This is a genomic window from Paraburkholderia caballeronis (assembly GCF_900104845.1).
GTDB classification, from domain to species: domain Bacteria; phylum Pseudomonadota; class Gammaproteobacteria; order Burkholderiales; family Burkholderiaceae; genus Paraburkholderia; species Paraburkholderia caballeronis.
On record NZ_FNSR01000001.1, the window covers coordinates 2939106 to 2958476 of the forward strand.

20 protein-coding genes and 1 tRNA gene are annotated in these 19371 nt (G+C 64.3%); all 21 read right to left on the reverse strand.

Features of this window, described 5'->3' with window-relative positions:
• Nucleotides 1–33: 33 nt before the first annotated feature.
• Nucleotides 34–459, reverse strand: coding sequence for a DUF1178 family protein (locus BLV92_RS13115; protein WP_090545527.1), 426 nt, complete (start codon nucleotides 457–459; stop codon nucleotides 34–36).
• A gap of 207 nt (nucleotides 460–666) precedes the next feature.
• The gene (locus tag BLV92_RS13120; protein ID WP_090545530.1) at nucleotides 667–1260 is read right to left on the reverse strand and encodes an NUDIX domain-containing protein; all 594 of its coding nucleotides are present in this window, start codon (nucleotides 1258–1260) and stop codon (nucleotides 667–669) included.
• A gap of 66 nt (nucleotides 1261–1326) precedes the next feature.
• A complete protein-coding gene (locus BLV92_RS13125; protein WP_090545532.1) occupies nucleotides 1327–1629 on the reverse strand; it encodes a DUF2818 family protein in 303 nt (100 codons plus the stop codon).
• Between the two features lie 2 nt (nucleotides 1630–1631).
• A complete protein-coding gene (gene nuoN / locus BLV92_RS13130) occupies nucleotides 1632–3089 on the reverse strand; it encodes an NADH-quinone oxidoreductase subunit NuoN (protein WP_090545533.1) in 1458 nt (485 codons plus the stop codon).
• A 39-nt stretch (nucleotides 3090–3128) separates the two neighbouring features.
• Entirely contained in the window at nucleotides 3129–4619 is a 1491-nt protein-coding gene (locus tag BLV92_RS13135) for an NADH-quinone oxidoreductase subunit M (protein WP_090545535.1), read from the reverse strand.
• A 14-nt stretch (nucleotides 4620–4633) separates the two neighbouring features.
• Nucleotides 4634–6676, reverse strand: a complete 2043-nt coding sequence (gene nuoL / locus BLV92_RS13140; protein ID WP_090545537.1) for an NADH-quinone oxidoreductase subunit L — start codon at nucleotides 6674–6676, stop codon at nucleotides 4634–4636.
• A 17-nt stretch (nucleotides 6677–6693) separates the two neighbouring features.
• The gene (nuoK, locus tag BLV92_RS13145; RefSeq protein WP_090545539.1) at nucleotides 6694–6999 is read right to left on the reverse strand and encodes an NADH-quinone oxidoreductase subunit NuoK; all 306 of its coding nucleotides are present in this window, start codon (nucleotides 6997–6999) and stop codon (nucleotides 6694–6696) included.
• 20 nt (nucleotides 7000–7019) lie between these two features.
• Entirely contained in the window at nucleotides 7020–7685 is a 666-nt protein-coding gene (locus BLV92_RS13150; RefSeq protein ID WP_090545541.1) for an NADH-quinone oxidoreductase subunit J, read from the reverse strand.
• A gap of 123 nt (nucleotides 7686–7808) precedes the next feature.
• Entirely contained in the window at nucleotides 7809–8297 is a 489-nt protein-coding gene (gene nuoI / locus BLV92_RS13155; protein ID WP_090545543.1) for an NADH-quinone oxidoreductase subunit NuoI, read from the reverse strand.
• 16 nt (nucleotides 8298–8313) lie between these two features.
• Nucleotides 8314–9378, reverse strand: a complete 1065-nt coding sequence (gene nuoH / locus BLV92_RS13160) for an NADH-quinone oxidoreductase subunit NuoH (protein ID WP_090545545.1) — start codon at nucleotides 9376–9378, stop codon at nucleotides 8314–8316.
• Complete coding sequence (gene nuoG / locus BLV92_RS13165) at nucleotides 9379–11712, reverse strand: NADH-quinone oxidoreductase subunit NuoG (RefSeq protein WP_090545547.1); 2334 nt, start codon at nucleotides 11710–11712, stop codon at nucleotides 9379–9381.
• Between the two features lie 91 nt (nucleotides 11713–11803).
• A complete protein-coding gene (nuoF, locus tag BLV92_RS13170; RefSeq protein WP_090545548.1) occupies nucleotides 11804–13132 on the reverse strand; it encodes an NADH-quinone oxidoreductase subunit NuoF in 1329 nt (442 codons plus the stop codon).
• A complete protein-coding gene (gene nuoE, locus BLV92_RS13175; RefSeq protein WP_090545549.1) occupies nucleotides 13129–13614 on the reverse strand; it encodes an NADH-quinone oxidoreductase subunit NuoE in 486 nt (161 codons plus the stop codon). The genes nuoF and nuoE overlap by 4 nt, the downstream gene beginning before the upstream one ends.
• 153 nt (nucleotides 13615–13767) lie before the next feature.
• Nucleotides 13768–15021 carry an NADH-quinone oxidoreductase subunit D gene (locus BLV92_RS13180; protein ID WP_090545551.1) on the reverse strand — a complete coding sequence of 418 codons (1254 nt, stop codon included), beginning with the start codon at nucleotides 15019–15021 and terminating at the stop codon, nucleotides 13768–13770.
• 9 nt (nucleotides 15022–15030) lie between these two features.
• Nucleotides 15031–15636, reverse strand: coding sequence for an NADH-quinone oxidoreductase subunit C (locus BLV92_RS13185; protein ID WP_090545553.1), 606 nt, complete (start codon nucleotides 15634–15636; stop codon nucleotides 15031–15033).
• Between the two features lie 24 nt (nucleotides 15637–15660).
• Complete coding sequence (locus BLV92_RS13190) at nucleotides 15661–16140, reverse strand: NuoB/complex I 20 kDa subunit family protein (protein WP_027819582.1); 480 nt, start codon at nucleotides 16138–16140, stop codon at nucleotides 15661–15663.
• 61 nt (nucleotides 16141–16201) lie between these two features.
• Nucleotides 16202–16561: an NADH-quinone oxidoreductase subunit A gene (locus BLV92_RS13195; RefSeq protein ID WP_090545555.1), complete on the reverse strand. Its 360-nt coding sequence runs from the start codon at nucleotides 16559–16561 to the stop codon at nucleotides 16202–16204.
• 157 nt (nucleotides 16562–16718) lie between these two features.
• Nucleotides 16719–16803: transfer RNA gene (locus BLV92_RS13200), tRNA-Leu, on the reverse strand.
• Nucleotides 16804–16918: 115 nt separating this feature from the next.
• Nucleotides 16919–17308, reverse strand: coding sequence for a preprotein translocase subunit SecG (gene secG / locus BLV92_RS13205; protein WP_090545557.1), 390 nt, complete (start codon nucleotides 17306–17308; stop codon nucleotides 16919–16921).
• 86 nt (nucleotides 17309–17394) lie between these two features.
• Nucleotides 17395–18177: a triose-phosphate isomerase gene (gene tpiA, locus BLV92_RS13210; protein WP_090545559.1), complete on the reverse strand. Its 783-nt coding sequence runs from the start codon at nucleotides 18175–18177 to the stop codon at nucleotides 17395–17397.
• 98 nt (nucleotides 18178–18275) lie between these two features.
• A complete protein-coding gene (locus BLV92_RS13215) occupies nucleotides 18276–19292 on the reverse strand; it encodes an NAD(P)H-quinone oxidoreductase (RefSeq protein ID WP_090547046.1) in 1017 nt (338 codons plus the stop codon).
• Between the last annotated feature and the right edge of the window lie 79 nt (nucleotides 19293–19371).

The window sequence follows — 19371 nt, forward strand, 5'->3', positions numbered from 1 at the left end:
CGCGGCCAGCAGCCGCCGCGACAGACGGACCGCTTATTGCAGCGGACCCTTCAGCGCGGCGGGAACGGGCAGCGGCATCACGTCGATGCCTTCTTCGACGAGGGCTCGCGCATCGTCCGCCGAAGCCACTCCGCGGATGTTGCGCGCCGGCGCTTCGTTGTAGTGAATGCGCCGGGCTTCCTCGACGAAACGGTCGCCCACGTTCTCGGTCTTTTCCAGTACCTCGCGTATCACGCGCATCGCGTGCGCCTGCCACAACGCGGCGTCCTGCGGTGCGGGCTTGTCGCCCGCGCCGGACAGGTTGAGCCGAGGCGCGGAAGGCAGACGGTTCACTTCGGTCGCACCGCAAACCGGGCATTCGACCAGCTTGCGCGACAACTGCGATTCGAATTCTTCGGCCGAAGCGAACCAGCCTTCAAACCGGTGACCGTCCGGGCACTGTAAATCGAGGACCTTCATGTGGAATCGGGGCTTGCGTGTGAGTTTAGCGCAATCTGCGAATTTGTGAACGATCGTTCGAAAAATTTGCGCGTGCCGACTTTATGCGGCGCGACCGCGATTGTAGCGCCGTGCGCGAAGCGCCGCTGACGCGTCAAAAGAGGTGTCCAGATGCGACGACGGCGGCTCAACGAGCCGCCGTCCTTTACCCGCCGCGCGTCGTTACGCCTATGCCTGCGCCGGTTCGCCGAGCGGCCACGCGCCGGACAACACCTTCTCCAGCCAGAACGTGCCGATCACCGTCTTCACGTCGCTGATCCTGCCGGTGCGCACCCATTCGATCAGGTCCGACGGCGTCGCAGTGAACACTTCGAGGAACTCGCCTTCGTCGAGCTTCGCGTCGCCAGCGGTCAGCCCGCGCGCGAGATAGATGTCGATGAACTCGGTCGAATACGAGATCACCGGATGGATGCGCGTCAGGAAGAAATATTCGCGCGCGGTGTAGCCGGTTTCCTCGCGCAGCTCGCGTTTCGCGCACGCGAGCGTGCCTTCGGCCGGATCGAGCTTGCCGGCGGGAAACTCGGTCATCACGCGGCCGAGCGGATAACGGAACTGGCTTTCCATCAGCACGCGGCCGTCGTCGAACAGCGGGATCACCATCACCGCGCCCGGATGCTGCACGTACTCGCGCGTTGCGTGCTTGCCGTCCGGCAGTTCGATCACGTCGCGCTTCAAGGTCAGGAAATTGCCGCGGTATGGCGTCGAGGTCTCGATGCACTTCTCGGTGAGCGCGGCGTCGTGATCCGGAATTTCAGCAGCCATGTTCGCCTCTGAGGAACTGCGGTGGGTGTCACCGAAGCGGTGATGACCAAAGGTGCCGGCCGCGTGTCACGCGACGCGGCGCTTGACCAGATATTGCCAGGCGAAGCCCGGAAACGCGAACACGACGAACAGGCTGAACGTGATCGCGTAGAACTGCCAGCCCTGCTCGAAACGGTTGCCGGCTTGCGCTTCGAGCAGGAAGCCGAACGCGCCGACGACGAAATACAGCACGATCAGTTCGGCGATGCGCCACCACGCGCTTTTCTTCTGCGCGCGCAGCGGCACGACGCCGAACAGCCGCTGGTTCGCGAACGGCAGGTTCGCGCCCACGAGCGCCAGCAGCACGATGAACCAGCCCGCCGCCGACATGCTTACAGCGGCAGCGTATGGGTGACGGCCTGCAGGCACAGCGTCATCAGCGGACCCGGCACGATGCCGAGCACCAGCACCGCGACGCCGTTCAGCGTAAGCAGCGCGCGGTTGCACGCATGGCCTTCGATCGGCGCGGTGTCCAGCGGCGCATCGAAGTACATCAGCTTCACGATGCGCAGGTAGTAGAACGCGCCGAACAGCGACGTGATCACCGCGAGCACCGCGAGCCACGTGAGGCCCGCGTTCATCGTCGCTTCGAGCACCGCGAGCTTCGCGTAGAAGCCGACCGTCGGCGGGATGCCGGCGAGCGAGAACATGATGATCATCATCACGAACGCGAACACCGGGCTGCGCTGGTTCAGCCCCTTGAGGTCGTCGAGCGTCTCCGCCTCGAAGTCGCGCCGCGCGAGCAGCATCACGACGCCGAAGGCGCCGAGCGTCGTGATCAGGTACACGATGCTGTAGAACATCGCCGAGCTGTACGCGCTCGCGGCCGACGCCGCCTTGCCGTCCACGATGCCGGCGACGAGGCCGAGCAGCACGAAACCCATGTTCGAGATCGCCGAGTACGCGAGCATCCGCTTCACGTTGCGCTGGACGATACCGGTGATGTTGCCGACGATCAGCGACAGCGCCGCGAGAATGATCAGCATCTGCTGCCAGTCCACCGCGAGCGGCAAGAGGCCCATCACGAGGAACCGCACCGCCCACGCGAACGCGGCGACCTTCGGTCCGCCGCCGGTCAGCAGCGTCATCGCGGTCGGCGCGCCCTGATAGACGTCGGGCACCCACATGTGGAACGGCACCGCGCCCATCTTGAACGCGACGCCGGCGACGACGAACACCACGCCGAACAGCAGCACCACGTCGTTGATGTGGCCGGATGCGATCGCCTTCAGCACTTCGTCCAGTTCGAGCGCGCCGGTCGCGCCGTACAGCATCGAGATGCCGTACAGCAGGAAACCGGACGCGAGCGCGCCGAGCACGTAGTACTTCATCGCCGCCTCGTTCGACTGCGTCGCATCGCGGCGCAGCGCGATCACGGCGTACAGCGACAGCGACATCAGTTCGAGGCCGAGGTACAGCGTGAGGAAGTTGTTGCCGGAGATCATCACGATCTGGCCGAGCAGCGAGAACATCCCGAGCAGGAAGAACTCGCCGCGGAACAGGTCGCGGTCCTCCAGATACTTGCGCGAGTACACGATCGACACCGCATACCCGAGCGACACCACCGCCTTCATCGCGCTCGCGAACGGATCGACGACGTACATCCGCGAGAAGTAGTAGTACACGTGCGGATCGAACGCCTGAACCGCAAACCAGATGCCGGCCACCACTGTGGAAAGCAACGCGATGAAATAGGTCGTGCGCCGGCCGGCCGGTCCGGCGAACGTGTCGTTGAGCCACGCGACGACGACGGCGGCCATCACCAGCGCGTCGGGCAGCAGGGAGTTCATAGTGGTGTAGGTCATGGTTTCCTGGTACTCCAGCCGGTGTTACGGGGACACCGGCAGCTTCGACTGCGCGACGTGGGTGAGGAGGTTATCCACGGAAACGTGCATCACGTCGGTAAAGGGCTTCGGATAGATGCCCATGAAGAGCGTCAGCAGCGCAAGCACCGCCAGCATCAGGTACTCGCGGCAGTTGATGTCCTTCAGTTCGCGCACATGGTCGTTGGCGATCGCGCCGAAGTACACGCGCTTGTACATCCACAGCGTGTACGCCGCGCCGAGAATCAGCGTGAACGCCGCGCCGAATGCGATCCAGAAGTTGAACTGCACCGCCGCGAGGATCACCATGAATTCGCCGACGAAACCGGACGTGCCCGGCAGCCCGCAGTTCGCCATCGAGAACAGCATCGCGAGCGCCGCGAACTTCGGCATCGTGTTCACGACGCCGCCGTAGTCCGAGATCTGGCGCGAGTGCATCCGGTCGTACAGCACGCCGATGCACAGGAACATCGCGCCCGACACGAAGCCGTGCGAGATCATCTGGATGATCGCGCCTTCCATGCCGAGCTGGCCGAACATGAAGAAACCGAGCGTGACGAAGCCCATGTGCGCGATCGACGAATACGCGACCAGCTTCTTCATGTCCGACTGCACCATCGCGACGAGGCCGATGTAGATCACCGCGATCAGCGACAGCGTGATGATGACCGGCGCGAGGAAGTGGCTTGCGTCCGGCGCGATCGGCAGCGAGAAGCGCAGGAAGCCGTATGCGCCGAGCTTCAGCATGATCGCCGCCAGCACGACCGAGCCGCCGGTCGGCGCCTCGACGTGCGCGTCCGGCAGCCACGTGTGCACCGGCCACATCGGCACCTTCACCGCGAACGCGAGGAAAAACGCGATGAACAGCAGGATCTGCGGCGTCATCGGGATCTTCGCGGCCTGCCACGTCGCGAGGTCGAACGTATGCGTGTCCGTGTACAGGTACAGCAGCGCGACCAGCATCAGCAGCGAGCCGGCCAGCGTGTAAAGGAAGAACTTGAACGCCGCGTACACGCGGTTCGGGCCGCCCCACACCCCGATGATGATGTACATCGGGATCAGCGTGGCCTCGAAGAACACGTAGAACAGCAGGCCGTCGGCCGCGCAGAACACGCCGATCATCAACCCGGACAGGATCAGGAAGGCCGCCATGTACTGCGCGACGTTCTTCGTGATCACCTCCCAGCCGGCGATCACGACGATCACCGTGATCAGCGCGGTGAGCACGACGAGCCACATCGACAGGCCGTCGACGCCGAGGTGGTACGTAATGTTGAAACGCTCGATCCAGACCGACTTCTCGACAAACTGGAGATCGGCGGTGCTGGCGTCGAAACCCGACACCAGCGGTAGCGTCACGAGAAAACCAAGCACCGAACCGACTAACGACAGCCACCGGGCCGTCGCCGGGTTCCTGTCGGAACCCACTGCAAGAACAAGAGCGCCGAATACGATCGGCAACCAGATTGCAATACTGAGAATCGGAGTTGTGTGCATGCGTTTCCCTCGCCTTATTTGCCGCCGAGCGTTACAAACAGGGTCAGGAGCCCCAGCATCCCGATGATCATCGCGAACGCGTAGTGATAGATGTAGCCGGATTGCAGGAAGCGGATCACGCCCGCAAACCAGCCGATGAACTTCGCGCTGCCGTTGACCACGCCGTCGATGACCACGACGTCGCCCTCTTTCCACAGACCACGGCCGATCGCAAGCGCGCCCCGCGCGAAGACGATTTCGTTGATCTTGTCGATGTAATAGGCGTTCGACAGCAGCTTGTGGACCGGCGCGAACGTGCGCTGCACGGTAGCCGGCAGATCGGGACGCAACATGTAGAAGAACCACGCGACGACGACGCCAGCGAGCGCGAGCCACACCGGCAGGCCCGCGACCGAGTGGACGCCCATCGCGGCCCAGCCGGAGAACTCCTCGGCCATTTCGCCGAGCGCCGGGTGGTTCGCGCCGATGAAGATCACCTTGTCGGACGCGACGCCGTTCTGGAAGAAGCTACCGTACAGCAGCGGCCCGACCGCGATCGCGCCGGCGATCACCGAGGGAATCGCGAGCAGCACGAGCGGCACCCAGATCACCCACGGCGATTCGTGCGGCACGTGTACGTGATGATGGTCGTCGTGACCGCCGTGATGGGCCGCCGCTTCGGCGCCCATCGGCGACTCCGGATGCTTCGGCTTGCGGAAGCGCTCTTCGCCGTGGAACACGAGGAAGTACATGCGGAACGAGTACAGCGCCGTGACGAACACGCTCGCGACGACCGCGAAGTACGCGAAACCCGAGCCCGGCAGATGCGACAGCTTCACCGCGTCAATGATCGAGTCTTTCGAGTAGAAGCCGGAGAAGAACGGCGTGCCGATCAGCGCGAGCGAGCCGATCAGCGACGTGATCCAGGTGATCGGCATGTATTTACGCAGGCCGCCCATGTTGCGCATGTCCTGGTCGTGATGCATGCCGATGATGACCGAACCCGCGCCGAGGAACAGCAGCGCCTTGAAGAACGCGTGCGTCATCAGGTGGAAGATCGCGACCGGGTAGGCGGACACGCCGAGCGCGACGGTCATGTAGCCGAGCTGCGACAGCGTCGAGTACGCGACCACGCGCTTGATGTCGTTCTGCACGATGCCGAGGAAACCCATGAACAGCGCGGTGATCGCGCCGATCACGACGATGAACGACAGCGCCGCTTCGGACAGTTCGAAGAGCGGCGACATCCGCGCGACCATGAAGATGCCGGCCGTCACCATCGTCGCCGCGTGGATCAGCGCGGAGATCGGCGTCGGGCCTTCCATCGAGTCGGGCAGCCACACGTGCAGCGGGAACTGCGCGGACTTGCCCATCGCGCCGATGAAGAGGCAGATGCACGCGACCGTCAGCAGGTTCCACTGCGTGCCGGGGAACGTCAGCGACGCGAGTTCGTGGCCCTTCGCGAACACGTCGTTGTAGTTCAGCGAGCCGCCGTACGCGAGCAGCAGACCGATCCCGAGCAGGAAGCCGAAGTCGCCGACGCGGTTCACGAGGAACGCCTTCATGTTCGCGTAGATCGCGCTCTCACGCTGGAAGTAGAAGCCGATCAGCAGGTACGACACGAGGCCCACCGCTTCCCAGCCGAAGAACAGCTGCAGGAAGTTGTTGCTCATCACGAGCATCAGCATCGAGAACGTGAAGAGGGCGATGTACGAGAAGAAACGCTCGTAGCCGTCGTCGTCCGCCATGTAGCCGATCGTGTAGATGTGCACCATCAGCGACACGAAGGTCACGACGCACATCATCAGCGCGGTCAGCGAGTCGACGAGGAAACCGACCTCGAATTTCAGTCCGCCGACGGACATCCACTCGTACACGGTCGCGTTGAAACTCGCGCCGCCGAGCACGTTGAAGAACGTGATCACGGACAGCACCAGCGCGACGGCGACGCCGAGTATCGTGACCGAGTGCGCGCCTTTGCGCCCGATCGTCTTGCCGAACAGCCCGGCAATAAGGGAACCGGCGAGCGGCGCGAGCGGGATCGCCAGCAACAGGTTTTCGTTCAATGTCGTTGCCATAACAGCCTACCCTCAGGTTAACCTTTGAGCTGATCCAGATCCTCGACATTGATCGTGTCGAGGCTGCGGAACAGGGTTACCAGAATTGCCAGACCGATCGCCGCTTCGGCTGCCGCAACGGTCAGCACGAAGAAAACGAATATCTGGCCATGTGCGTCGCCCAGGTAATGGGAGAACGCGACAAAGTTGGTGTTCACCGCAAGCAGCATCAGTTCGATCGCCATCAGGATGATGATGACGTTGCGGCGGTTCAGAAAAATGCCGACGATCGAGATCGCAAACAGGATCGCGCCGAGCACGAGGTAATGGGCAAGGGTCAACATGGATTCTTCTCCTCCCCGGTTCAGCGGTTCGCGCCGGGGGCGGTTTCGTTCGTGGCCGGCTCCGCGGGCGCTTCCGGTTCTTCCTTCACGGCCTGCATCTTCACGATGCGCACGCGGTCCTCGCGGCGGACGTGGACCTGCTTCGACACGTTCTGCTTCTTGCTGTCCTTCGGCTCGCGCACGGTCAGCGCGATCGCCGCGATGATCGCGACCAGCAGGATCAGGCCGGCGACCTCGAACGCGAAGATGTAGTCGGTGTAGATGATCTTGCCGATCAGGTGCGTGTTCGACATCGCGTTCGCGGCGGCGGCCGACGTGTCGTGCACCGGCGTCGTGGTGCCGCCGAAGCCGTGCCACAGGATCAGCGCGGTCTCGACCACGATGATCGCGCCGACCACCGTCGCCATCGGCACGAAGCGTTTGAAGTCGCGGCTCAGCACGTCGACGTTGATGTCCAGCATCATCACGACGAACAGGAACAGCACCATCACCGCGCCGACGTAGACGAGCACCAGCAGGATCGCGAGAAATTCCGCTTCCAGCAGCATCCAGATCGCGGCCGCATTGAAGAACGCGAGCACGAGGAACAGCGCGGACGCGACGGGGTTCCGCGAGGTGATCACCTTCAGCCCTGACAGCACCAGCAGCAGCGCGAAGATGTAGAACAGTACGGTCGTGAATTCCATGATTACCGGTTCGTCGTTAGGCCATCGTGAAGCGGGTCGCGCAACGTTGACTGGCGGCCAGACCAGCCCTCGCCGCGCCGCGGCCGGCCCGGACCGCGGGCCGATGCAGCGTCAAACTGAAACTCAACGGTACGGTGCATCCGCTGCCTTGTTCGCCGCGATCTGCGCTTCGTAGCGGTCGCCGACGGCCAGCAGCATGTCTTTCGTGAAATACAGGTCGCCCCGCTTTTCACCGTGATATTCGAGGATGTGCGTCTCGACGATCGAATCGACCGGGCAGCTTTCCTCGCAGAAACCGCAGAAGATGCACTTGGTCAGGTCGATGTCGTAACGCGTCGTGCGGCGCGTGTTGTCCGCGCGCACGTCCGACTCGATCGTGATCGCGAGCGCCGGACACACGGCCTCGCACAACTTGCACGCGATGCAGCGCTCTTCGCCGTTTTCGTAACGACGCAGCGCGTGCAGGCCGCGAAAGCGCGGCGACATCGGCGTCTTTTCCTCCGGGAACTGCACGGTGACCTTGCGCTTGAACGCATAGCGTCCGGTCAGCGCGAGTCCCTTCAGCAGTTCCGTCAGGAAGAACGTCTTGAAGAAATTCTGGATAGCGTTCATGGTCTCTCGCCCTTCCTTATTTCCAGATACTCAGCGGCGACATGTACCAGAAGCCGATGACCACCAGCCACACGACGCACACCGGAATGAACACCTTCCAGCCGAGACGCATGATCTGGTCATAGCGGTAGCGCGGGAACGTCGCGCGCGCCCAGATGAACACCGACAGCAGGAAGAACACCTTCAGCACGAGCCAGAACACGCCCGGGATGAACGACAGGAAGCCGAACGGCGCGCTCCAGCCGCCGAGGAACAGCACCGAGGCGAGCGCCGAGATCACGATCATGTTGATGTACTCGGCGAGGAAGAACAGCGCGAAGCCCATCCCCGAGTAGTCGATCATGTGACCGGCGACGATTTCCGACTCCCCTTCCACCACGTCGAACGGGTGGCGGTTCGTTTCGGCGATGCCCGAGATGAAGTACACGACGAACATCGGCAGCAGCGGCAGCCAGTTCCACGACAGGAAGTTGAGGCCCCAGCCCGCGAAGATGCCGCGCTCCTGCGATTCGACGATGCCCGACAGGTTCAGCGTGCCGGACACCATCAGCACGACGACGAGCGCGAAGCCCATCGCGATTTCGTACGACACCATCTGCGCGGCGGCGCGCATCGCGCCGAGGAACGCGTATTTCGAGTTCGACGCCCAGCCCGCGAGAATCACGCCGTACACGCCGATCGACGAGATCGCCATCACGTACAGCAGCCCCGCGTTGATGTCGCCGAGCACCGCGCCCGCCTGGAACGGGATCACCGCCCACACGGCGAACGCCGGCACGACCACCATGATCGGCGCGATCATGTAGATCCAGCGGCTCGCCTGCGCGGGCTGGATCACTTCCTTCAGCAGCAGCTTCAGCACGTCGGCGATCGGCTGCAGCAGGCCGGCCGGACCGACGCGGTTCGGGCCGAGCCGCACGTGCATCCAGCCGATCAGCTTGCGCTCCCACAGGATCAGGTACGCGACGCACAGCAGGATCACCACCGCGACGACGAGAATGCGCACCAGCGCCCAGACCGTGGGCCATGCCACGCCGAGTAGCTGGCTGCCGCCTGCATTGATCGTATCGAACAAGCTCATTTACGCCTTCTCCACCAGCAGTTCACCGAACAGGCTGCCGAGCGCCGCGCCGACCGGCGTCGCCGCCGACACGCGCACCGCCGTCGGCGCAAGATTCGCATCGCGCACGGCCGGCGCGGTCGCCGACAGGTCGCCCTGGCGCACGCGCACCGCGTCGCCGTTCTTCAAACCCAGCTGGTCGAACAGCGCGGCCGGCAGGCCGATCGTGTTCGCGGCGCGGGCCGCCATCGTCAGCTGCAGCGATTCCGCGCGGCGCACGACCGGGTCGGCGTGGTAGATCGGCACGTCGGCGACGCGCTCGAAGCGGCCTTCCGCCGCCTTCGCGAGCGTGCCGCGCGTGAGCGGCGCACCGGCCTTGTTCGACAGGCGCGCGTCGAGGCTGCCGTCGCCGAGCGCCTTGCGGCGCACTTCGTCGGCGGTGTCGTAGTCGAAGCCCGGCGCGTTCAGCAGCGTGCCGAGCACGCGCAGCACCTTCCACGCAGGGCGCGTCTCGCCGAGCGGGCGCACGACGCCGTTGAACGTCTGCACGGTGCCTTCCGCGTTCACGAGCGTGCCGGACGTCTCGGTGAACGGCGCGACCGGCAGCAGCACGTCCGCGTAGTCGAGGCCGGTCTTGAACGGCGACAGCACCGCGACCATTTCGGCGTGGCCGAGCGCGGCGCGCGCGGCGGCCGGGTTCGCGGTATCGAATTCCGGTTCGACGTTCAGCAGCAGATAACCCTTGCGCGGCTGCTCGAACGCCTCGCGCGCGTTCAGGCCGTCGCGGCCCGGCAGCGTGTCGGCCAGATAACCGCCGACCGTGTTGCCCGCTTCGGTCAGGAACCCGAGCGTCGCGCCGGTGGTTTCGGCGATCCATTCAGCCGCCGCATGCACGCGCGAGAAGTCCGGATGCTGGACCGCCGAGTTGCCGAGCAGCACGTAGCGGCGCTCGCCGCTCGCGAGCGACGCGGCGACCTGCTTCGCGGCGTCCGACGCCTGCGCGCCTGCGAACGCGTCCGGCAGCGCGACGCCGCGCGCCTGCGCGACCGCGGCCGCGATGCCGGCGAGTTCGTCGAGCCACGCGGACGGCGCGGCGACGATGCGCTGCGAATTCGGGATCAGCGAGTTGTCGGCCGTGGCCTGCAGCATCGTGATCTGCGCGCCGCCCTTCGCGGCCTGGCGCAGACGCGCGGCGAACAGCGGATGGTCGCGGCGCAGGAACGAGCCGATCACGAACGCGGCGTCCGCGTACGACAGGTCGGCGATCTTCGTGCCGAGCCACGGCGCGCCGGTCACCGGCGCGGAAAAGTCGCTCTGGCGCAGGCGGAAATCGACGTTCGGCGTGCCGATCGCGTTCGCGAGCTGCTTGAGCAGGAACAGTTCCTCGACGGTCGCGTGCGGGCTCGCGAGCGCGGCGATCGCGCTTTCGCCGTGCTGGTCGCTGATGCCCTTGATGCCCTTCACCACGTAGTCGAGCGCCGTCTGCCAGTCCGTCTCGATCCACTCGCCGCCCTGCTTGATCATCGGCTGCGTGAGACGGTCTTCGGCGTTCAGCCCTTCATACGAGAAGCGGTCCTTGTCCGAGATCCAGCATTCGTTGATCGCTTCGTTCTCGAACGGCAACACGCGCATCACGCGGTTGTTCTTCACCTGCACGACGAGGTTCGCGCCGGTCGAATCGTGCGGGCTCACCGACTTGCGGCGCGACAGCTCCCACGTCCGCGCGGAAAAGCGGAACGGCTTGCTCGTCAGCGCGCCGACCGGGCACAGGTCGATCATGTTGCCGGAGAGTTCCGAATCGACGGTCTTGCCGACGAACGACGTGATCTCCGAATGCTCGCCGCGGCCGAGCATGCCCAGCTCCATCACACCGGCGATCTCGTCGCCGAAGCGCACGCAGCGCGTGCAGTGGATGCAGCGCGACATCTCTTCCATCGAGATCAGCGGGCCGACGTTCTTGTGGAACACGACGCGCTTCTCTTCGCTGTAGCGCGACGCCGACTTGCCGTAGCCGACCGCGAGATCCTGCAGCTGACACTCGCCGCCCTGGTCGCAAATCGGACAGTCGAGCGGGTGATTGATCAGCAGGAACTCCATCACGGCTTGCTGTCCCTTCACCGCCTTGTCGGACATCGTGCGCACGACCATGCCGGCCGACACCGGCGTCGCGCACGCGGGCACGGCCTTCGGCATCTTCTCGACATCGACGAGACACATCCGGCAGTTGGCCGCGATCGACAGCTTCTTGTGATAGCAGAAGTGAGGAATGTACGTGTCGACCTTCGTCGCAGCCTGGATCACCATGCTGCCTTCGGGCACCTCGACCTTCTTGCCGTCTATTTCAAGTTCAACCATGATGGTTAATCGTCCCTAACCTGTTACCGCTCAGTGGTTCGCCGGTTCACCTGCCGCGCCGCCATGCAGACCCATGCGCGCGCGGCACGTCTCACGCGGCAACCGTTTCCGACGCCGCGTGCGAGCCGGCATGATCGCCGGTGAGGCAACGCTTGTTGGCGACGTGATATTCGAATTCGTCCCAGTAGTGCTTGAGCATCCCGCGCACCGGCATCGCGGCCGCGTCGCCGAGCGCGCAGATCGTGCGGCCCATGATGTTCTCCGCGACCGAGTTCAGCAGGTCCAGGTCTTCCTTGCGGCCGAGGCCGTGTTCGATGCGATGGACGACGCGGTACAGCCAGCCGGTGCCTTCGCGGCACGGCGTGCACTGGCCGCACGACTCCTCGTAGTAGAAGTACGACAGACGCAGCAGCGAGCGGACCATGCAGCGCGTGTCGTTCATCACGATCACCGCGCCGGAGCCGAGCATCGACCCCTGCTTCGCGATCGAGTCGTAGTCCATGTCGGTCTGCATCATCAGGTCGCCCGGAATCACCGGCGCCGACGAGCCGCCCGGAATCACCGCCTTCAGCTTCCTGCCGCCGCGCATGCCGCCCGCGAGTTCGAGCAGCGTCGCGAACGGCGTGCCGAGCGGCACTTCGTAATTGCCCGGACGCTCGACGTCGCCCGACACCGAGAAGATCTTCGTGCCGCCGTTGTTCGGCTTGCCGAGTTCGAGGTAGGTCTGCGGACCGACCGTCAGGATGAACGGCACCGCGGCGAACGTCTCGGTGTTGTTGATCGTGGTCGGCTTGCCGTACACGCCGAAGCTCGCCGGGAACGGCGGCTTGAAGCGCGGCTGGCCCTTCTTGCCTTCGAGCGATTCGAGCAGCGCGGTTTCCTCGCCGCAGATGTACGCGCCATAACCGTGGTGCGCGTTCAGCTCGAAGCTGAAGTCCGTGCCGAGGATGTTCTGGCCCATGTAGCCCGCCGCGCGCGCTTCATCGAGCGCCGCTTCGAAGCGGCGGAACACTTCCCAGATCTCGCCGTGGATGTAGTTGTAGCCGGCGGTGATGCCCATCGCGTACGCGCCGATCGTCATGCCCTCGATCACCGCGTGCGGGTTCCAGCGCAGGATGTCGCGATCCTTGAACGTGCCCGGCTCGCCTTCATCCGAATTGCAGACGAGGTACTTCTGGCCCGGAAACTGACGCGGCATGAAGCTCCACTTCAGGCCGGTCGGAAAACCCGCGCCGCCGCGGCCGCGCAAACCCGACGCCTTGATGTCGGCGATCACCTGCTCGGGCGGAATCTTCTCTTCGAGAATGCGGCGCAGCTGCTTGTAGCCGCCGCGCGCAACGTAGTCTTCCAGATGCCAGTTGTCGCCGTTCAGGCCGGCGAGAATCAGCGGTTTGATGTGACGGTCGTGCAGGGAAGTCATTTCGAAAGCTCCTCCAGCAGCTGGTCGATCTTCTCGCGGCTCATGAAGCTGCACATGCGGTGATTGTTCACGAGCAGCACCGGCGCGTCGCCGCACGACCCCATGCATTCGCCCTCTTTCAGGGTGAAGCGGCCGTCAGGCGTGGTCTCGCCGAAGTCGATGCCGAGTTTCTGCTTCAGGTATTCGGCGGCGCTTTCCGCGCCGCCGTCCGGGCCAAGCTGGCACGGCAGATTCGTGCAGAGCGTGATCTTGTACTGGCCGACGGGGCTCGTCTCGAACATCGTGTAGAAGGTCGCGACCTCCTGCACGGCGACAGGCGGCATGCCGAGATAGTCGGCGACGAACTGCATCAGTTCGGGCGACAGCCAGCGATGCTCTTCCTGGGCGACGGCCAATGCCGCCATCACGGCGGACTGCTTCTGATCGGCGGGGTACTTCGCGATCGCACGATCGATTTCTTTCAGGCCTTCAGCTGAGATCATTTTCAGACACGACTCTTTCAATTCCTACCGAACGAAAACCTGTCGCGCATCGAGCGTTGCTGCTTGTGCTGCTTGTTGCGACAGACGTGGCGTTCCCGGCATGCGGTGCGGCGCGCGTGCACTTGAGCACCGCGCGCCGTTGCGCCGGCGCCGCTAGCGGTCGATTTCGCCGAACACGATGTCCTGCGTGCCGATGATCGTCACCGCGTCGGCAATCATGTGGCCGCGCGCCATTTCGTCGAGCGCGGACAGGTGTGCGTAGCCCGGCGCCCTGATCTTCAGACGATACGGCTTGTTCGCGCCATCCGACACCAGGTAGATACCGAACTCGCCCTTCGGATGCTCGACGGCTGCATACGCTTCGCCCTCGGGTACATGGAAGCCTTCCGTAAAGAGCTTGAAATGGTGAATCAGCTCTTCCATGTTCGACTTCATGTTCACCCGCGACGGCGGCGCGATCTTGTGATTGTCGATCATCACCGGGCCGGGATTCTTCCTCAGCCACTCAATGCACTGTTTCGCGATCCGCGTCGACTGGCGCATTTCTTCGACGCGCACCAGATAACGGTCGTAGCAGTCGCCGTTCACGCCGACCGGAATGTCGAAGTCCATCTGGTCATAGACTTCGTACGGCTGCTTCTTGCGCAGGTCCCACTCGATGCCCGAGCCGCGCAGCATTGCGCCGGTCAGGCCGAGTTGCAGCGCGCGTTCGGGGCTCACGACGCCGATCCCGACGAGGCGCTGCTTCCAGATCCGGTTGTCGGTGAGCAGCGTTTCGTACTCGTCGACGCAGTTCGGGAAACGCGTGAAGAAGTCGTCGATGAAATCCAGCACCGAGCCCTGGCGCGCGTCGTTCATCCTCGCGATCGCCTTCTCGTTGTGGATCTTCGACGCCTTGTATTGCGGCATTGCGTCAGGCAGATCGCGATAGACGCCGCCCGGACGGTAGTACGCGGCGTGCATCCGCGCGCCCGACACCGCCTCGTAGATGTCCATCAGGTCTTCGCGCTCGCGGAACGCGTACAGGAACACCGCCATCGCGCCGACGTCGAGCGCGTGCGAGCCGATCCACATCAGGTGGTTCAGCACGCGCGTGATCTCGTCGAACAGCACGCGGATGTACTTCGCGCGAACCGGCGGCTCGATGCCGAGCAGCTTCTCGATCGCGAGCACGTAACCGTGCTCGTTGACCATCATCGACACGTAGTCGAGACGGTCCATGTACGGCACCGACTGGATGAAGGTCTTGCTCTCGGCGAGCTTCTCGGTCGCCCGATGCAGCAGACCGATGTGCGGGTCCGCGCGCTGGATCACTTCCCCGTCGAGTTCGAGCACGAGGCGCAGCACGCCGTGCGCTGCCGGGTGCTGCGGGCCGAAATTGAGCGTGTAGTTTTTGATCTCTGACATGCGACCCTCTCAGTGTTTCCTCAGACCGCCGTAGCGGTCCTCGCGAATCACGCGAGGCGTGATTTCACGCGGCTCGATCGTGACCGGCTGATAGACGACGCGCTTCTGCTCCGGGTCGTAGCGCATTTCGACGTAACCCGACACCGGGAAGTCCTTGCGGAACGGGTGGCCGATGAAGCCGTAGTCGGTCAGGATGCGGCGCAGGTCCGGGTGGCCTTCGAACACGATGCCGAAGAGGTCGAACGCTTCGCGCTCGTACCAGTTCGCCGAGTTCCAGATGTCGACGAGCGACGGCACGATCGGCACGCCGTCGTCCGGCGCGAACACGCGCAGACGCACGCGCCAGTTGTTCGCCAGCGACAGCAGCTGCGACACCGCGGCGAAGCGCGGACCTTCCCACGCACCGTCGCCGTACGTCTGGTAATCGACGCCGCACAGGTCGATCAACTGCTCGAAGCGCAGCGCGGGATTATCGCGCAGGTCTTTTGCGACGCCGAGGAGATCGCCCGCTTTCACGACCAGCGTCAATTCGCCGAGCGCCTCGGTCAGGCTCACGATGCGCGCACCGAGGGCCGTTTCGAGGTTCGCTTTCAGGGTCTCGAGTTTGCTTGCCATATTGTGGGGGAAGGCGCGTGGCCTTTATTGACGGGCGATGGTGCTGGTGCGGCGGATTTTCGCCTGCAGCTGGATGACCCCGTAGACCAGGGCCTCCGCGGTCGGCGGACAGCCCGGCACGTAGACGTCGACCGGCACGATGCGATCGCAGCCGCGCACGACCGAGTACGAGTAGTGGTAATAACCGCCGCCGTTCGCGCACGAACCCATCGAGATCACCCAGCGCGGTTCGGCCATCTGGTCGTAGACCTTGCGCAGCGCGGGCGCCATCTTGTTGCACAGCGTGCCGGCGACGATCATCACGTCCGACTGGCGCGGACTGGGACGGAACACCACGCCGAAGCGGTCGAGGTCGTAGCGGGCCGCGCCCGCGTGCATCATCTCGACCGCGCAACACGCCAGACCGAACGTCATCGGCCACAGCGAGCCGGTGCGCGTCCAGTTGATCAGCTTGTCAGCCGTGGTGGTGACAAAGCCTTCCTTCAAGACCCCTTCGATACTCATGTGTTTTCTACTCCAGACGGGCGACCAGCCGTGTCGCCCATGCTAACCGGCGATTAACCCGTCATTCCCAGTCGAGACCACCTTTCTTCCAGATGTAGGCAAAGCCCAGCAGGAATTCGAGCAGAAAGATCATCATCGCGAGAAAGCCGCTCCATCCGATATCGCGCAGGGCGACGCCCCACGGGAACAGAAAAGCCGTCTCAAGGTCGAAGATGATGAAGAGGATGGCCACGAGGTAGTAGCGCACGTCGAACTTCATGCGCGCGTCTTCGAACGCTTCGAAGCCGCACTCGTACGGCGAATTCTTTTCGCTGTTCGGCCGGTTCGGACCGAGGATCTTGCCGATGCTGACCAGCGCTATGCCCAAACCGGTGCCCACGAGGAGGAACAACAAGACGGGGAAATAGGCTGCGAGGTTCAAGACTATCCTCAATCGGTTGGTTCTGGGTTCCGCAGGAACTTGTTACGCTCCGCGGCAGTTACTTCACACTTCGCGCTGCGAACAATAAACAAACACGACGTCAGAAGCAAAAAATGCCAGCCGAAGCTGAAGCAAGCGGCTGGCATTAAGATAACATTGGTGCCGACGGCGAGACTCGAACTCGCACAGCTTTCGCCACTACCCCCTCAAGATAGCGTGTCTACCAATTTCACCACGTCGGCACTGTCTGCAATCCGGGAAAACAATTTATTGAAACCCGCGAATCGCTTCAAGACTTGAATTCTAACCCGGCCACGCGGTTTGTTCAACGCACAAAAAGCGTTTTGTTTGAAAATTTTATTTCGGCACATCCTGGCCCGGACCGCTTGCGGCCGCAGCCGGCGAAGCCGCCACAGCAGGCGATGCCGCCGCAGGCACCGCCGCTGCAGCCGGAGCCGCAACGGGTGCTGGCGTTGCTGCACCGAGCACGCCAGCCGAAGGCTTCGCATGATACGAACCGAGGTAGGTCAGCGCAAGCGTCGATACGAAAAAGACCGTTGCAAGGACCGCCGTGGTGCGCGACAGGAAGTTCGCGGAACCGGTCGCGCCGAAGAGGCTGCCCGACGCGCCGCTGCCGAACGCCGCGCCCATGTCCGCGCCCTTGCCGTGCTGAAGCAGCACGAGGCCGATCACCCCGAGCGCCGACAGCAACTGGACCACGATAATCAACGTTTTCAAATACAGCATCACACTCACCTGAGTCCTTGTTAAGCACGCGACCCCGAAGCGGGCATATCGCGCGCACGAAGCCTCGCGCCGGATCGCGAGAGGCTTTAGCTCGCGGAATCCGCGACCGCCGCAGCGGCCGCGCAGATCGCGAGAAAATCCGCATCCTTCAGCGACGCACCGCCGATCAGCCCGCCATCGATGTCGGGCTGACGGAACAGTTCGACCGCATTGTCAGGCTTCACGCTGCCGCCATACAGCAGCGGCACGTCCGCCACCTGCGCACCCTTTGCCGCGAGACGCTCGCGCAGGAACGCATGCACCTCCTGCGCCTGCTCCGACGTCGCACTCTTGCCGGTGCCGATCGCCCACACCGGCTCGTACGCGACGACGATGCGCGCAGCGTCGTCCGCCGACAGCACCGCGAGCACCGCGTCGAGCTGCGCGCCGACGACGTCGCGCGTCGCATCCGCTTCGCGCTGCTCCAGCGTCTCGCCGACGCACACGATCGGCGTCAGCCCCGCGGCAAGCGCGCGCTGCGTCTTCGTCGCGACGAGTTCCGGGCTTTCACCGTGGTAAGCCCGCCGCTCGGAGTGACCGACGATCGCATACGCCGCGCCGAATTCGGCGACCATTTCGGCCGCGACTTCCCCGGTGTATGCGCCCTGTTCGTGCGCGGACACGTCCTGCGCGCCCCACGCGACCGGGCTGCCGTCGAGCAGCGCCTGCGCCTGCGGCAGATAAGGGAACGGCACGCAGACGCCGACGCGCACGTCCTGCGGCAACGCCCGCGCACCCTGCGCGACGTGTTGCAGCAGCACGGCGTTGCCGGCAAGGCGGCCATGCATTTTCCAGTTACCGACTACCAGCGCGGGGCGTTGATTCGACATGTGCTCCAGGTGCCGTTTAAAGCGGACGCAAAACGCGCAATTTTACTTCGCGAAAGCGAAGCGGGTCAAACCGGCCCGCTTCGCACACAGGGACGCCGTCAAGCCGCCGCGGTCCAGTCGAGCACGATCTTGCCGATGTGTTCGCTGCTTTCCATCAGCGCGTGCGCGTCGGCCGCTTGCGCGGCCGGGAACACGCGGTACAGGACCGGCTTCACGCGCCCGTCCTCGATCAGCGGCCATACGCGCGCCTTCAGTTCGGCCGCGATCCGCGCCTTGAACTCGACCGGGCGCGCGCGCAGCGTCGAACCGGTGACGGTCAGCCGCCGCCGCATGATCTCGCCGAGATTCACCTCGGCCTTCGAGCCGCCGAGCGTCGCGATCATCACGATGCGCCCGCCGTCCGCGAGCGCCGACAATTCGCGCGGCAGATAACCGCCGCCGACCATGTCGAGAATCACGTCGACGCCGCGGTCGTTCGTCAGCGCCTTCACGACCTCGACGAAGTCCTCGCTGCGATAATTGATCGCGCGGTCCGCGCCCAGCTCTTCGCACGCGCGGCACTTGTCGTCGGTGCCGGCCGTCGCGAACACGCGAAAACCGAGCGCATGCGCGATCTGGATCGCGGTCACGCCGATCCCGCTCGATCCGCCCTGCACCAGCAGCGTCTCGTTCGGGCCGCCTTCGCCCGCGCCGAGCGCGGCGCGCTGGAACACGTTGCTCCAGACCGTGAAGAACGTCTCGGGGAGCGACGCCGCCTCGATATCGGACAGCCCCGCCGGCACCGGCAGGCACTGCGCGAGCGGCGCGGCCGCGTACTCCGCGTAACCGCCGCCCGCGATCAGCGCACACACGCGGTCGCCGATCTTCAGCCCGAACGGGTTCTGCTTCGGATCGATCGCGCCGCCGACGATCTCGCCCGCGACTTCCAGCCCCGGCAGATCCGACGCACCCGGCGGCGGCGCATACGAGCCCTTGCGCTGGAACACGTCCGGACGGTTCACGCCCGATGCCGCCACCTTGATCAGCACCTCGCCGGCCTTCGGTTCGGGCGTCGGCCGTTCGGCCAGCTTCAGCACGTCCGGCGCACCGAATTCGGTAATCTCGATTGCCTTCATCTGCGTCTCCCAGGTCTGGATGGCATCGGACTCGCGGCACGCCGCAAACCCGGTGCGATCCATCCTGTATGAAAAACGG

Bases quoted from the DNA above. Each gene is read 5' to 3' on its own strand.
- BLV92_RS13125 (WP_090545532.1), bottom strand. From the start codon at position 1,629: ATGTCGGCGGCGGGCTGGTTCATCGTGCTGCTGGCGCTCGTGGGCGCG.
- BLV92_RS13120 (WP_090545530.1), bottom strand. From the start codon at position 1,260: ATGGCTGCTGAAATTCCGGATCACGACGCCGCGCTCACCGAGAAGTGC.
- BLV92_RS13215 (WP_090547046.1), bottom strand. From the start codon at position 19,292: ATGAAGGCAATCGAGATTACCGAATTCGGTGCGCCGGACGTGCTGAAG.
- tpiA (WP_090545559.1), bottom strand. From the start codon at position 18,177: ATGTCGAATCAACGCCCCGCGCTGGTAGTCGGTAACTGGAAAATGCAT.
- nuoH (WP_090545545.1), bottom strand. From the start codon at position 9,378: ATGAGCTTGTTCGATACGATCAATGCAGGCGGCAGCCAGCTACTCGGC.
- secG (WP_090545557.1), bottom strand. From the start codon at position 17,308: ATGCTGTATTTGAAAACGTTGATTATCGTGGTCCAGTTGCTGTCGGCG.
- nuoK (WP_090545539.1), bottom strand. From the start codon at position 6,999: ATGTTGACCCTTGCCCATTACCTCGTGCTCGGCGCGATCCTGTTTGCG.
- nuoG (WP_090545547.1), bottom strand. From the start codon at position 11,712: ATGGTTGAACTTGAAATAGACGGCAAGAAGGTCGAGGTGCCCGAAGGC.
- nuoN (WP_090545533.1), bottom strand. From the start codon at position 3,089: ATGAACTCCCTGCTGCCCGACGCGCTGGTGATGGCCGCCGTCGTCGTC.
- BLV92_RS13150 (WP_090545541.1), bottom strand. From the start codon at position 7,685: ATGGAATTCACGACCGTACTGTTCTACATCTTCGCGCTGCTGCTGGTG.
- nuoE (WP_090545549.1), bottom strand. From the start codon at position 13,614: ATGATCTCAGCTGAAGGCCTGAAAGAAATCGATCGTGCGATCGCGAAG.
- BLV92_RS13185 (WP_090545553.1), bottom strand. From the start codon at position 15,636: ATGGCAAGCAAACTCGAGACCCTGAAAGCGAACCTCGAAACGGCCCTC.
- BLV92_RS13135 (WP_090545535.1), bottom strand. From the start codon at position 4,619: ATGCACACAACTCCGATTCTCAGTATTGCAATCTGGTTGCCGATCGTA.
- nuoL (WP_090545537.1), bottom strand. From the start codon at position 6,676: ATGGCAACGACATTGAACGAAAACCTGTTGCTGGCGATCCCGCTCGCG.
- nuoI (WP_090545543.1), bottom strand. From the start codon at position 8,297: ATGAACGCTATCCAGAATTTCTTCAAGACGTTCTTCCTGACGGAACTG.
- BLV92_RS13115 (WP_090545527.1), bottom strand. From the start codon at position 459: ATGAAGGTCCTCGATTTACAGTGCCCGGACGGTCACCGGTTTGAAGGC.
- BLV92_RS13190 (WP_027819582.1), bottom strand. From the start codon at position 16,140: ATGAGTATCGAAGGGGTCTTGAAGGAAGGCTTTGTCACCACCACGGCT.
- BLV92_RS13180 (WP_090545551.1), bottom strand. From the start codon at position 15,021: ATGTCAGAGATCAAAAACTACACGCTCAATTTCGGCCCGCAGCACCCG.
- nuoF (WP_090545548.1), bottom strand. From the start codon at position 13,132: ATGACTTCCCTGCACGACCGTCACATCAAACCGCTGATTCTCGCCGGC.